Raw genomic sequence first — 12,794 nt, forward strand, 5'->3', positions numbered from 1 at the left:
CACCGGCAGCAAATTCGAAACTTTTATTCAGCGCGCGCCCCGCCCAACGTCCGAGCGGAGTGCGAAGGCCCGGCGCGTTTGGCGCCGGGCATGATCACAGCGTTACTCGGCCGCTTCCGACGTCGACGCCGGTCCCACCTTGGAATTGTGCAGGTCGACGTTGAGGCCGAGCGAGCGCATTTCCTTGACCAGCACGTTGAACGATTCCGGAATACCGGCCTCGAAGGTGTCGTCGCCGCGCACGATCGCCTCGTACACCTTGGTACGGCCGGCGACGTCGTCCGACTTCACGGTCAGCATCTCCTGCAGCGTGTAGGCGGCGCCGTAGGCTTCCAGCGCCCAGACCTCCATTTCGCCGAAGCGCTGGCCGCCGAACTGCGCCTTGCCGCCCAGCGGCTGCTGGGTGACGAGCGAGTACGGACCGATCGAACGCGCGTGGATCTTGTCGTCCACGAGATGGTGCAGCTTGAGCATGTAGATATAGCCCATCGTCACCTTACGATCGAACTGATCGCCGGTACGGCCGTCATAAACGGTCGACTGGCCGGAGGCGTCGAAGCCCGCGAGCTTCAGCATCTCCTCGATGTCGGCTTCCTTGGCGCCGTCGAACACCGGCGTTGCGATCGGCACGCCGTGGCTCAGATTGCGGCCGAGTTCGACCAGCTCGTTGTCGTTCAGCGACTTGATGGTTTCATCCTCGCCGTAGATCTTCTTCAGGGTCTCGCGCAGCGGCTTGAGATCCTGCTTGTGATAATAGGCGTCGATGGTCTGGCCGATGCGCTTGCCGAGGCCGGCGCAGGCCCAACCGAGATGGGTCTCAAGGATCTGACCGACGTTCATGCGCGACGGCACGCCGAGCGGATTGAGCACGATGTCGGCGTGCGTTCCGTCCTCGAGGAACGGCATGTCCTCGATCGGCACGATCTTCGACACCACACCCTTGTTGCCGTGACGGCCGGCCATCTTGTCGCCGGGCTGGATCTTGCGCTTCACCGCGACGAAGACCTTGACCATCTTCATCACGCCGGGCGGCAGCTCGTCGCCACGCTGCAGCTTCTCGACCTTGTCGAGGAAGCGCTGCTCGAGGCCCTTCTTCGACTCGTCGTACTGCTTCCGCATGGCCTCGATCTCGGCCATCAGCTTGTCGTTCGGCGAGGCGAACAGCCACCACTGCGACTTCGGATACTCGTCGAGCACCGCGCGGGTGATCTTGGTATCCTTCTTGAAGCCCTTCGGGCCGGCGATGCCCTGGCGGTTCTCCAGCAACTCGGCGAGGCGGTTGTAGACGTTGCGGTCCAGGATCGCCTGCTCGTCGTCGCGGTCCTTGGCGAGACGCTCGATCTCCTCGCGCTCGATCGCCAGCGCACGCTCGTCCTTATCGACGCCGTGGCGGTTGAACACGCGGACTTCCACGATGGTGCCCTGCACGCCCGGAGGCACGCGCAGCGAGGTGTCGCGGACGTCGGAGGCCTTCTCGCCGAAGATGGCGCGCAGCAGCTTCTCTTCCGGCGTCATCGGGCTCTCGCCCTTCGGCGTGATCTTGCCGACCAGGATGTCGCCGGCGCGGACTTCCGCACCGATGTAGACGATACCGGCTTCGTCGAGGTTCTTCAGCGCTTCTTCCGAGACGTTCGGAATGTCGCGGGTGATTTCCTCAGGACCGAGCTTGGTGTCGCGGGCCATCACCTCGAACTCCTCGATGTGAATCGAGGTGAAGACGTCGTCCTTCACGATCCGCTCGGAGAGCAGGATCGAGTCTTCGAAGTTGTAGCCGTTCCACGGCATGAACGCGACCAGCACGTTGCGGCCGAGCGCGAGCTCGCCGAGATCGGTCGACGGACCGTCGGCGATGATGTCGCCCTTCTTGACGATGTCGCCGACCTTCACCAGCGGACGCTGGTTGATGCAGGTCGACTGGTTGGAGCGCTGGTACTTCATCAGCCGGTAGATATCGACGCCCGACTTGGTCGGATCGAGATCCTCGGTGGCGCGGATCACGACGCGGGTGGCGTCGATCTGGTCGATCACGCCCGAGCGGCGCGCGGCAATCGCCGCGCCCGAGTCACGGGCGACCACGCCTTCCATGCCGGTGCCGACGAACGGCGCCTCGGCGCGAACCAGCGGCACCGCCTGGCGCTGCATGTTCGAGCCCATCAGCGCGCGGTTGGCGTCGTCGTTCTCGAGGAACGGGATCAGCGCCGCGGCGACCGAAACCAGCTGCTTCGGCGACACGTCCATGTAGTCGACCTTGTCCGGCGTCACCGGCAGCACTTCGCCGGCGTGACGGCAGACCACGAGGTCGTCGGTGAAGCGGCCCTTGGCATCGAGCGGCACGTTGGCCTGCGCGACGCGGTAGCGACCCTCTTCCATCGCCGACAGATAGATCACCTCGTCGGTGACCCGGCCGTCCTTGATCTTGCGATAGGGCGTCTCGACGAAGCCGTACTTGTTGACGCGCGCGAACGTCGCCAGCGAGTTGATCAGGCCGATGTTCGGACCTTCCGGCGTCTCGATCGGGCAGATGCGGCCGTAATGCGTCGGATGCACGTCGCGGACTTCGAAGCCGGCGCGCTCGCGGGTCAGACCGCCCGGGCCAAGCGCCGACAGGCGCCGCTTGTGGGTGATCTCCGACAGCGGGTTGGTCTGGTCCATGAACTGCGACAGCTGCGAGGAGCCGAAGAACTCGCGCACCGCGGCAGCCGCGGGCTTGGCGTTGATCAGGTCCTGCGGCATCACGGTGTCGATATCGACGCTCGACATGCGCTCCTTGATCGCGCGCTCCATGCGGAGCAGGCCGATCCGGTACTGGTTCTCCATGAGTTCGCCGACCGAGCGCACCCGGCGGTTGCCGAGGTGGTCGATGTCGTCGATCTCGCCCTTGCCGTCGCGCAGGTCGACCAGCGTCTTGATGACCGCCAGGATGTCTTCCTTGCGCAGCGTGCGATGGGTATCGGGCGCATCGAGCTCGAGGCGCATGTTCATCTTGACGCGGCCGACCGCGGAGAGGTCGTAGCGCTCGGCGTCGAAGAACAGCGACTGGAACATCGCCTGCGCCGAATCCAGCGTCGGCGGCTCGCCCGGACGCATCACGCGGTATATGTCGAACAGCGCGTCCTCGCGCGTCATGTTCTTGTCGGCAGACAGCGTGTTGCGGATGTAGGCGCCGACATTGACGTGGTCGATGTCGAGCAGCGGCAGGTCCTTGTAGCCCTGCTCGTTCAGCACCTTGAGCGACTTCTCGGTGATCTCCTCGCCGGCTTCGGCGTAGATCTCACCGGTCTTCGGGTTGACGAGATCCTCGGCGAGATAGTTGCCGACGAGCTCCTCGTCCGACATGCGCAGCGCCTTCAGGCCCTTCTCCTGAAGCTGGCGCGCCTGGCGCACGGTCAGCTTCTTGCCGGCCTCGAGCACCACCTTGCCGGTGTCGGCGTCGATCAGGTCGTTGACGGTCGAATAGCCGCGGAAGCGGTTGGCATCGAACGGCACGCGCCATCCGTCCTTGGTCCGCTTGTAGGTGATCTTCTTGTAGAAGGTCGACAGGATCTGCTCGCCGTCGAGACCGAGCGCGTACATCAGCGAGGTCACGGGCAGCTTGCGGCGGCGGTCGATGCGCGCGAACACGATGTCCTTGGCGTCGAACTCGATGTCGAGCCAGGAACCGCGATACGGAATCACGCGCGCGGCAAACAGCAGCTTGCCGGACGAATGGGTCTTGCCCTTGTCGTGGTCGAAGAACACGCCCGGCGAACGGTGCATCTGCGAGACGATGACGCGCTCGGTGCCGTTGACGACGAAGGTGCCGTTCATCGTCATGAGCGGGATATCGCCCATGTAGACGTCCTGCTCCTTGATGTCTTTCACCGACTTGGCGCCGGTTTCCTCGTCGATATCGAACACGATGAGGCGCAGCGTCACCTTGAGCGGCGCAGCGAAGGTCATGCCGCGCTGGCGGCACTCGTCGACGTCATATTTCGGCTGTTCGAACTCGTAGCGGACGAATTCGAGCATCGAGGTGCCGGAGAAATCCGAGATCGGGAACACCGAGCGGAACACCGCCTGCAGGCCCTCGTCGAGCCGACCGCCGGTCGGCTCGTCGACCATCAGGAACTGGTCATAGGACGCCTTCTGAACCTCGATGAGGTTCGGCATCTCGGCGACTTCCTTGATGTGACCGAAAAACTTGCGTACGCGTTTGCGACCGGTGAATGTCTGCTGCGCCATCGTGGCCTCTCATTTTCGTCGCCTTTGTGGGGCGAACCTTCCGGGAGCGACTGCCATCGGCCCCGGGTTGAATTTCGAATCGTCTCGAAGGAACGAAGCGCTAAGTCAGGAATTAAATCCCCGTCCCGGCCCCGACCACCTCCAAAACGCAAAACAACGCGCGGGGCGCATCACTGCACCCGCTCGTCCAAACGCTCCGCTTTACGGACTGAAAAAGCCCGAAATCTGACTGTCTCCCAACGGCTTCCGCCGAGGACCCTGCCGTCCCCGCCGCCTACCGTGTTTTTCCGCTGCCAACCCGATATGGGATGGCAATAAAGGAGATTCGAGGGTTAAGTCCACGGATCCCCACACTTTTTTGTGTCCGGCGCGCCACGCGACAACCTGTCGCACGCCGTTTGCATGGCCCGGGAGCGCCCTGCGACACTCCCGGATCGCGCATTACTTGAGCTCGACCTTGGCGCCAGCCTTCTCGAGCTGGGCCTTGATCTTGTCGGCTTCTTCCTTGTTGACGCCTTCCTTGACGGGCTTCGGAGCGCCTTCGACGAGGTCCTTGGCTTCCTTCAGGCCCAGGCCGGTGATGGCGCGGACTTCCTTGATGACTTCGATCTTCTTGTCGCCGGCCCCAGCCAGCACGACGGTGAAGTCGGTCTTCTCTTCAGCCGGAGCAGCGGCACCGCCACCACCAGCAGCCGGGCCGGCAACCGCAACGGCGGCAGCGGCGGACACGCCCCACTTTTCTTCGAGGAGCTTGGCGAGTTCGGCCGCTTCGAGCACGGTGAGGCTCGAGAGGTCGTCGACGATTTTCTGCAAGTCAGCCATTGTTCAGTTCCTTAAACGTTTGGTTCGAACCAGGTTTGAGATTAGCGAAGGGTCAGGCCGCTTCGCCCTTTGAGGCATGAGCCTGAATGACGCGTGCGAGCTTGGCCGCGGGCGCGTTGGAGAGCTGAGCAAGCTTGGTCGCCGGCGCCACGAGGAGGCCAACGATCTTGCCGCGCAGTTCGTCGAGCGACGGCAGTGAGGCAAGCGCCTTCACGCTGTCGACATTCAGGACGGTTTTACCCATCGAGCCGCCGAGGATGACGAACTTCTCGTTCGCCTTGGCGAATTCGATGGCAACCTTTGGCGCCGCAACCGGATCGTTCGAAGTAGCGATCACGGTCGGTCCCTTCAGCAGGGAGCCGATGGCAGCGACGTCAGTGCCTTCAAGAGCAATTTTGGCGAGACGGTTCTTCGAGACCTTCACCGACGCGCCCGCCTGCTTCATCTGCATGCGCAGCTTCTGCATCTGGGCCACGGTGAGGCCGGAATAGTGAGCAACGATCGCAACCGACGTGGTCTTGAAGACCTCGTTAAGTTGTTCGACCGACTCTTTTTTTGCCGCTCGTTCCACAGCAAGCTCTTTCCGGTTGGCGGCCTTTCCGCGAAGGCAGGACCGCCGGGTTGCACCCATCGTCCCGCCCTAAACCTGATCCTTGGGGCGCAAGACCCTTCGGACATGCCGGGCAAGACGACATCTAGAAGCCTGCCCTCCCAGAGCCTTGCGGCCATGGGCTGTCGAGGTTCGAACCAAACCAGCCTCCCGGCCGCGAACTGATCGCGACGTGGAGTGCAAAATCCGGTCTTCACCCGTCTATGCAGGCCATGCGATTAAGCCATTGAAAACACGAAGTTCTCGCGGGCGCCTGCAGTCTTGGACAGGATCGAGGCACTTCAGCACGCTGAAGGCCCCTGCTCTCACTCCGTCAGAGACGATGGGTCTCCTTCCTTTCGAGCATCCTTGCGGGCATGCGGAAAGGAATGATCTCCTATCATCTCAGGTTTTCGGATTGCGAGCACGGACATGCCAGCAAGTGCCAGCACGCCCGGAAGGCGCTATGTAGCCGGTCCTGCCCTGCTTGCCAAGAGCAAATTTCAGACCAGTTCGGCGATCCGCCCGGCCCAGCGAAAAATTTCTTCCCGGAGGCGTCACGCTCCAATGCCGTCGCTCGTCTGGGCGCTGGAGGCTCGCATGAAACGATGGATTGCAGGAATTCTCGCCCTCTTCAACCTCGCCAATGGTCTGGTGATGCTGTCGGCCGGTTCCCTCTGGTGGTCGCTGGTGCCCGGCGCCGCCGATACCGGTCCGTTCAACCCTCATTTGGCCCAGGACGTCGGCATTGCCTTCATCGCGGCCGGGCTCGGCCTGGCCGCGCGAGCCTTGTGGCCGGCCTGGTGGCCGGCAGCGGTCGCGGGCGCCGCGTTCCTGGCCGGCCACGGCCTGCTGCATCTCGTGATGATCGCCGGCGGCCACGACCGCCATGCCGCATCCGATCTGGTGGCGGTCGTCCTGCCGGCGGCGCTTGCCCTCTATTCCGCCCTGCCAAATCAAGGAGAACGACATGCGTAGCTTCATCGCGCGCCGCATGCTGCGCGCCTATTCCAGGCGCTACGGCTACGACACCACCTATCTCGAGATCATGCTGAAGGAATCGCCCGCCGCGTTCTTCAAATTCGCCGGCGCGATGAAGGCCGCCGCCTACCGCGCGGTCGCGCCGGTTGAGGCCTTCTATGCTGCCAAGCTGACCGGCGCGCTGGCGGAAGATTGCGGTCCCTGTGCGCAACTGGTCGTGGACATGGCGATCGGAGCCGGAATGGCGGAACAGCAGGTCACCGCCGTGCTCCGTCGTGACGTTGCCGCCATGACCGCGGACACCGCGCTCGGCTTCCACTTCGCCGACGCCATCGTGCAGCGCTCGACCGACGATGACGCCTGCCGCGACGCCGTTCGCGCGCGCTGGGGCGAAAAAGGCGTGATCGACCTCGCCATGGCCCTACAAATCGGCCGCATCTTCCCCATGATGAAGCTGGCGCTGGGATATGCCAGGGAGTGTCGCCGCGTGACCGTGGCCGGCCATCAGATCGATGTCATCAAGCAGGCTGCCTGAGCGCGACCCGCTGGCGCCGTATCGGGCGCGGCTGACCGGGCTTGCCTATCGCATGCTCGGTAGCCGCGGCGATGCCGACGATGTGGTCCAGGACGCCTGGCTGCGGTTCGCCGCGGTCGACGACGTTCGCAATCCCGAGGCGTTCCTCGTCACCGTGGTGACCCGGCTTTGTCTTGACCGGCTGAAGAGCGCCCGCGCCCAGCGCGAGGTCTATGTCGGTGCCTGGTTGCCCGAGCCGGTGTTCGACGAGGCGCTGTCGGCCGAGGCGGCGACCGAACTCGCCGACGATCTCTCCTTCGCGCTGATGCTGGCGCTCGACGCCCTGACGCCGCTCGAGCGCGCCGCGTTCCTGCTGCACGACGTGTTCGACCGGCCGTTCGCGGAAGTCGCCCGCACCCTCGAGCGCAGCGAGGCGGCCTGCCGGCAGCTCGCCGCGCGCGCCCGCCGATCGGTCCGCGACAACCGCCCTGTTCCCGCCGAGCCGCCCGAAGGCCACGCACGGCTGCTGACGGCATTCTGCAAGGCCGCGGCCAGCGGCGACGTCTCCGCCCTCGCCAACCTGCTGCGCGAGGATGCCACCGCGATCACCGACGGCGGCGGCCGCAAGCTGGCGGCGCTGAAGCCGATCAAGGGGGCAGAGAAGATCGTCCGCTTCATCATCGGTATCGCCGGCAAGAACGCCGGCAGCGAGGTTCGCATCGAACCGATGATGGTCAATGGCAGCGCGGGCGCGCTGATCTTCCTCGATGGCGAAGTCGACCACACACTGAGCATGGCGATCGACGGCGAGACCGGCCGGATCGCGGCGATCTACATCGTCCGCAACCCGGACAAGCTGCGCCACGCGCCGCGCCGGAGCTGAAGCTCCGGTCAGGCCGCCGTCGCCACCGGATAGGCGAGCGGCTTGCCGGCAAAGAACGCGTCGAGATTGGCCAGCACGCAATCCTGCATGGCGACGTGCGATTCCAGCGTGTGGCCGCCGAGATGCGGCGACAGCACCACGTTCGGCAACGCCGTCAGCGCATCGGGCGCATGTGGCTCCCTCGCGAACACGTCGAGGCCGGCACCGGCGATCACGCCGTCGGTCAACGCTGCGACCAGCGCCTTCTCGTCGATGACCGAGCCGCGCGCGATGTTGACGACGAACCCGTCGCTGCCGAGCCGGCGCAGGATGTCGGCATTGACCGCATGCTCGGTCTCGGCGCCGGCGCGGACGGCCACCAGCAGCACGCAGCACCAATCGGCGAGCGCCTCCAGCGTCGGAAAGTATTGATAGGGCACGTCCTGCTTCGAGCGGCTGAAATAGCCGACCTCGGTCTCGAAGGCCGCGACGCGGGCGGCGATCTTGCGGCCGATCTCGCCCATGCCGTAGACGCCGACCTTGCGGCCGCGCATGCCGGCCTGCGGCCGCATCATCGGCGACGGCTTTGCACCGGCCCAGTCGCCGCTCCGCACGTAATTGTCAGCCACCAGCAGCCGCCGCACCGACGCCAGCATCAAGGTCACCGCCGTGTCGGCGACGGAGGCCGCATTGGCCCCCGGGCTGTGGCCGACCGCGATGCCGCGCCTGGCGGCCGCGGCGAGATCGACGCCGTCATAACCGGTGCCGTAGCAGACGATTGCGCCGAGCTTCGGCAGCATGTCCATGGCCTCCGTGCCGAGCGCCGTGCCGCCCGCGGTGATCATGGCGCGGATATCGGCGAGTTCGGCCGCCGGGAACGCTTCATCCAATCGCTTGCCCGCCGCGTTCAGCAGCTCATAGCGCTCGCCGAAGCGGATCAGCTGGGCCTTGGGAAAGCGTGAATAGACCAGGACCTTATCGGGCATTGTTGTTCTTTCTTGCGAGAGGCTTCAGATCTTGTCTTGGCGCGTTTTCTTCACGCGAACCGGTAGCCACTTCGATCGAAAACGCTTTGGCAAAACAAAGGGCGGAACCGGTTGCCCGGTCCCGCCCCTCTTTAATCTCGTCACGGCCAGAGACCTCAGCCGAGGATCGTGCCCGGCTCGACCTTCACGCCCGGGCCCATGGTGGAGGAAACCGCCACGCGCTGGATGTAGGTGCCCTTGGAGCCCGCCGGCTTCGCCTTGGAGACCGCGTCCGCGAGCGCCTTGACGTTCTCGACCAGCTTGTCCTCGGAGAACGAGGCCTTGCCGATGCCGGCCTGCACGATGCCCGCCTTCTCGACGCGGAACTCGACCGAGCCGCCCTTGGCGCCCTTCACGGCGTTGGTGACGTCCATGGTCACGGTGCCGATCTTCGGGTTCGGCATCATGCCGCGCGGACCGAGCACCTTACCGAGGCGGCCGACCAGGGGCATCATGTCGGGCGTGGCGATACAACGATCGAAATCGATCGCGCCGCCCTGCACCTTCTCGACCAGGTCTTCCGCACCGACGACGTCGGCACCGGCGGCCTTGGCTTCCTCAGCCTTGGCGCCGCGCGCGAACACGCCGACACGAAGCGTACGGCCGGTTCCGTTCGGCAGGTTGACGACGCCGCGGACCATCTGGTCGGCGTGGCGCGGGTCGACGCCGAGATTGATCGCGATCTCGATCGTCTCGTCGAACTTCGACTTGGCGCGCTCCTTGACCATCTTGATGGCATCCGCGAGCGGATAGAGCTTCTCGCGATCGACGCCCTCGCGGGCCTTCTTCAAACGCTTTCCGATTGACATGGCCCGTTACCCCGCAACTTCCAGACCCATCGAACGGGCAGAGCCCTCGACCATCTTCATGGCCGATTCGATGGTGTCGCAATTCAAGTCCTTCATCTTCTTCTCGGCGATCTCGCGCACTTGCGCCTTGGTCACCTGGCCGGCCTTGTCACGGCCCGGCGCCTTCGATCCGGACTGGATCTTGGCGGCCTGCTTGAGGAAGTAGGACATCGGAGGGGTCTTCATCTCGAAGGTGAAGGACCGGTCCGCATAGATGGTGATGATCACCGGGATCGGGGTGTTCTTCTCTTCCTTCTGGGTCTGCGCGTTGAACGCCTTGCAGAACTCCATGATGTTGAGACCGCGCTGACCAAGCGCGGGGCCGATCGGGGGCGAAGGATTCGCCGCACCGGCCGGGACCTGAAGCTTCAGGTATCCGGTCACTTTCTTTGCCATTTATCACTCCTGTTGTGCCGGACGTGCCGGCGGTTTCAGGTTCCGTGGTTCGGTTGAAGGGGCTGGCGACCGCCTCCTCCCTCCCACGGCCTCTCGACTTGACGCGAGGCATATACCCCGCGCCGTCCGGTCAGACCACCTTTTCGACCTGACCGAATTCCAGTTCCACGGGCGTCGCGCGGCCGAAGATCGACACCGCGACCTTGACGCGCGAGCGCGCCTCGTCGATTTCTTCCACCACGCCGGAGAACGAAGCGAACGGGCCGTCGGCCACGCGTACGTTCTCCCCGATCTCGAACGACACCGACGCCTTCGGACGCTCCACGCCCTCCTGCACCTGGTGCAGGATCCGCATCGCCTCCGCTTCCGAGATCGGCATCGGCTTGTTTTCCGCGCCGAGGAAGCCGGTCACCTTCGGGGTGTTCTTGATCAGATGGAACGCCTCGTCGGTCAGCTTCATCTTCACCAGCACATAGCCCGGGAAGAACTTGCGCTCGGCGTCGATCTTGCGGCCGCGGCGCACCTCTGTGACCTTCTCGGTCGGCACTAGAATCTGCTCGAACAGTTCTTCCAGCCCACGCTGCTTGGCCTGCTCGCGGATCGATTCCTGAACCTTCTTCTCGAAGTTCGAATAGGCGTGGACGATGTACCAGCGCTTGTCCATCAATTGAGTTCCCATGCTCATCAGTGGATGCCCAGTATCAGGGTAATCAGATAGCGGATGATCTGATCTGCGGCGAAGAAGAAGACCGAGGCCAGCGCCACCATCACGAACACCATGATGGTGGTGATGGTCGTCTCGCGGCGCGTCGGCCAGGTGACCTTGGCGGTCTCCGAGCGCACTTCCTGCAGGAATTTGAACGGGCTGAAAGCCATCGTGAGATCCGCGTCCGTCTCCGGACGATTGCAACGTTTCAAGGAATCCGAACAGCCGACCTTGCGGACCCAGCCCTCGTTTGGAAGGTTGAGCCGATAAACGAGCTCGAATGTTCGGGGAATTAGGCCGCGCCGGATATCCGCCATCAAAGCGGGCCGGCTGCGAGTGGCGAGTATCTACTGCGAGACCGGCCAAACGTCAAGGTCGGCGGGGTCGGGTCCGGCTCCCGCCCGGTTCGGGGAGATCGGGCATTGGTCTCTCCAAATCAAGGGCTTAGCCGGCGCCCTGCGATCCCCTGGCGTCCTGGCGGGATCAGCGTCGTTCGTCTCGCCCCTCTAGGCCAGGCCGGGTTTTGGCGGCAGCAGCATCGATACGAGCAGTCCGCTCGGCTCCCGCAGCCTCAAAGCGATGCTGCCGCCATGGCGCTTGGCGATATCCTGCGCGATCGATAGCCCCAGCCCGAAGCCCCCCTCCTGCCGGGCGCTGTCGGCCTTGAAGAAGGGCTCGAATACCTTGTCGTGCAGCGCAGTTGGGATGCCCGGACCGTCATCCGCCACCTCGATCTCGATGTGGCCGACCTCCATGGGGCGAAGCGTCACCGCGACCTTGCTGCCGTGCTTGACCGCATTCTCCACGATATTGGTGACGGCGCGCGACAGCGCGCGGGGCCGGCAGGCATAAGGCAGACGCGCCGGCCCGGCATAGGATACCGCGTGGCCCATGTCGGCGAAGTCCGAACAGATGGTCTGCAGGAAGCTCGGCAGGTCGATGAACGACGCCGCCTCCGAGCGGGCATCCTCGCGCAGATACTCCAGGGTCTCGTTGATCATGCGCGTCATCTTGGCGATATCGCCCAGCATCGCCGGGCGCAGGGTGTCGTCGCCGACGCGCTCGGTGCGCAGCCTGAGCCGGGTCAGCGGCGTCCGCAGGTCATGACTGATGGCGGCGAGCATGCGGGTGCGGTCGTCGAGCAGCGCTGCGATACGCGTGCGCATGTCGTTCAGCGCGTCGGCGACCTGGGCGATCTCGAGCGGACCGCGCCGGCGCAGCACCTCGGGAGCCCGCGGCGAGCGGCCGAACGAGGTCGCGGCACGCGCGACATCGGCCAGCGGCGCGATCACCCAACGCACCGCATAGACCGACAGCAGCAGCATCGAGATCAGCACGATGATCGTCCCCCCGGCCAGCGGGCGGAGCAAAGTGGACCAAAGGCCGCCTTTGACCGCAACATCGGCCATCAGCGCGTGGCCATCGTCGAGTCTCACGATCACCTGTGACGACGAGCCTGCGGGATGGCGCAGATCCTCCATCAATTCAATTCCGGGCTCGGCAGCCAGTTGCCGGAACGCTCGCATGGAAAACGACCGCGTCTCTGCGGCTGTTCGAGGCACCAGTTCGCCCAAGGCGACGCGCCTGACGTCGAGACCGCCGCGCCTGGCTGCGGCCAGCAGTTCATCCGCGTCTGCCGGCGTCTTCGTGGAACGCACGAGCTGCGTGAGCTCCGCGACCCGCCCGGCAAGAAACTTCTGCGTGTCGGTGATCGAGGGAGAATCGAACAGAAAAATGATGGTCACCGCCGCGAGCGTGATGCCGATCAGTTCCGAGAGCGCGACGAGGCTCATGAGTTGCGCAGCGACGCTGCGCGGCATCAGCCGCTGC

Annotated in this window: 12 protein-coding genes; 3 read left to right on the plus strand and 9 right to left on the minus strand. The window is 64.6% G+C overall.

All coding sequences use genetic code 11. The annotated features are described in order from the left end of the window. Positions 1–102: 102 nt before the first annotated feature. The 3 genes from rpoB to rplJ all read right to left on the minus strand — a co-directional run bounded on the left by rpoB (position 103) and on the right by rplJ (position 5,614). A complete protein-coding gene (rpoB, locus tag ACVMB1_RS16545; protein WP_057019553.1) occupies positions 103–4,221 on the minus strand; it encodes a DNA-directed RNA polymerase subunit beta in 4,119 nt (1,372 codons plus the stop codon). Positions 4,222–4,662: 441 nt separating this feature from the next. Continuing rightward, entirely contained in the window at positions 4,663–5,043 is a 381-nt protein-coding gene (gene rplL / locus ACVMB1_RS16550; RefSeq protein WP_028335453.1) for a 50S ribosomal protein L7/L12, read from the minus strand. Between the two features lie 52 nt (positions 5,044–5,095). After that, a complete protein-coding gene (gene rplJ, locus ACVMB1_RS16555; RefSeq protein ID WP_028335452.1) occupies positions 5,096–5,614 on the minus strand; it encodes a 50S ribosomal protein L10 in 519 nt (172 codons plus the stop codon). Positions 5,615–6,199: 585 nt separating this feature from the next. On the opposite strand from rplJ, the gene ACVMB1_RS16560 reads away from it, so the two are divergent. Genes ACVMB1_RS16560 through sigJ form a run of 3 tightly spaced genes read left to right on the plus strand, consistent with a single transcriptional unit; the run spans position 6,200 to position 8,010 of the window. Then, complete coding sequence (locus ACVMB1_RS16560) at positions 6,200–6,610, plus strand: hypothetical protein (protein WP_083715139.1); 411 nt, start codon at positions 6,200–6,202, stop codon at positions 6,608–6,610. Continuing rightward, the gene (locus ACVMB1_RS16565; protein WP_063790155.1) at positions 6,603–7,148 is read left to right on the plus strand and encodes a hypothetical protein; all 546 of its coding nucleotides are present in this window, start codon (positions 6,603–6,605) and stop codon (positions 7,146–7,148) included. Before ACVMB1_RS16560 ends, ACVMB1_RS16565 begins: the two co-directional genes overlap by 8 nt. Then, positions 7,126–8,010: an RNA polymerase sigma factor SigJ gene (gene sigJ, locus ACVMB1_RS16570; RefSeq protein WP_076831385.1), complete on the plus strand. Its 885-nt coding sequence runs from the start codon at positions 7,126–7,128 to the stop codon at positions 8,008–8,010. Before ACVMB1_RS16565 ends, sigJ begins: the two co-directional genes overlap by 23 nt. A gap of 8 nt (positions 8,011–8,018) precedes the next feature. Here the strand turns inward: sigJ and ACVMB1_RS16575 are convergent, their stop codons facing one another. The 6 genes from ACVMB1_RS16575 to ACVMB1_RS16600 all read right to left on the minus strand — a co-directional run bounded on the left by ACVMB1_RS16575 (position 8,019) and on the right by ACVMB1_RS16600 (position 12,784). Further along, positions 8,019–8,975 (minus strand): 2-hydroxyacid dehydrogenase, encoded by a 957-nt coding sequence (locus ACVMB1_RS16575; protein WP_057019555.1) that lies wholly within the window; start codon positions 8,973–8,975, stop codon positions 8,019–8,021. A gap of 155 nt (positions 8,976–9,130) precedes the next feature. Next, positions 9,131–9,823, minus strand: coding sequence for a 50S ribosomal protein L1 (rplA, locus tag ACVMB1_RS16580; protein ID WP_018272150.1), 693 nt, complete (start codon positions 9,821–9,823; stop codon positions 9,131–9,133). Positions 9,824–9,829: 6 nt separating this feature from the next. Beyond that, on the minus strand, positions 9,830–10,258 hold the full coding sequence (gene rplK / locus ACVMB1_RS16585; RefSeq protein WP_016840552.1) for a 50S ribosomal protein L11: 429 nt from the start codon (positions 10,256–10,258) through the stop codon (positions 9,830–9,832). Positions 10,259–10,388: 130 nt separating this feature from the next. Further along, positions 10,389–10,922, minus strand: coding sequence for a transcription termination/antitermination protein NusG (nusG, locus tag ACVMB1_RS16590; RefSeq protein ID WP_021081670.1), 534 nt, complete (start codon positions 10,920–10,922; stop codon positions 10,389–10,391). Between the two features lie 20 nt (positions 10,923–10,942). Next, the gene (secE, locus tag ACVMB1_RS16595; protein WP_028335448.1) at positions 10,943–11,134 is read right to left on the minus strand and encodes a preprotein translocase subunit SecE; all 192 of its coding nucleotides are present in this window, start codon (positions 11,132–11,134) and stop codon (positions 10,943–10,945) included. A 336-nt stretch (positions 11,135–11,470) separates the two neighbouring features. Then, a complete protein-coding gene (locus ACVMB1_RS16600) occupies positions 11,471–12,784 on the minus strand; it encodes an ATP-binding protein (RefSeq protein WP_158074225.1) in 1,314 nt (437 codons plus the stop codon). Positions 12,785–12,794 lie beyond the last annotated feature (10 nt).

It is taken from the genome of Bradyrhizobium sp. USDA 4504 (genome assembly GCF_054063995.1).

What these genes read in the sequence shown, in the direction of transcription:
- rplL (WP_028335453.1), bottom strand. Translation starts at nt 5,043, where the DNA reads ATGGCTGACTTGCAGAAAATCGTCGACGACCTCTCGAGCCTCACCGTG.
- rpoB (WP_057019553.1), bottom strand. Translation starts at nt 4,221, where the DNA reads ATGGCGCAGCAGACATTCACCGGTCGCAAACGCGTACGCAAGTTTTTC.
- ACVMB1_RS16575 (WP_057019555.1), bottom strand. Translation starts at nt 8,975, where the DNA reads ATGCCCGATAAGGTCCTGGTCTATTCACGCTTTCCCAAGGCCCAGCTG.
- sigJ (WP_076831385.1), top strand. Translation starts at nt 7,126, where the DNA reads ATGTCATCAAGCAGGCTGCCTGAGCGCGACCCGCTGGCGCCGTATCGG.
- rplK (WP_016840552.1), bottom strand. Translation starts at nt 10,258, where the DNA reads ATGGCAAAGAAAGTGACCGGATACCTGAAGCTTCAGGTCCCGGCCGGT.
- nusG (WP_021081670.1), bottom strand. Translation starts at nt 10,922, where the DNA reads ATGGACAAGCGCTGGTACATCGTCCACGCCTATTCGAACTTCGAGAAG.
- secE (WP_028335448.1), bottom strand. Translation starts at nt 11,134, where the DNA reads ATGGCTTTCAGCCCGTTCAAATTCCTGCAGGAAGTGCGCTCGGAGACC.
- ACVMB1_RS16560 (WP_083715139.1), top strand. Translation starts at nt 6,200, where the DNA reads ATGCCGTCGCTCGTCTGGGCGCTGGAGGCTCGCATGAAACGATGGATT.
- ACVMB1_RS16600 (WP_158074225.1), bottom strand. Translation starts at nt 12,784, where the DNA reads ATGCCGCGCAGCGTCGCTGCGCAACTCATGAGCCTCGTCGCGCTCTCG.
- ACVMB1_RS16565 (WP_063790155.1), top strand. Translation starts at nt 6,603, where the DNA reads ATGCGTAGCTTCATCGCGCGCCGCATGCTGCGCGCCTATTCCAGGCGC.
- rplA (WP_018272150.1), bottom strand. Translation starts at nt 9,823, where the DNA reads ATGTCAATCGGAAAGCGTTTGAAGAAGGCCCGCGAGGGCGTCGATCGC.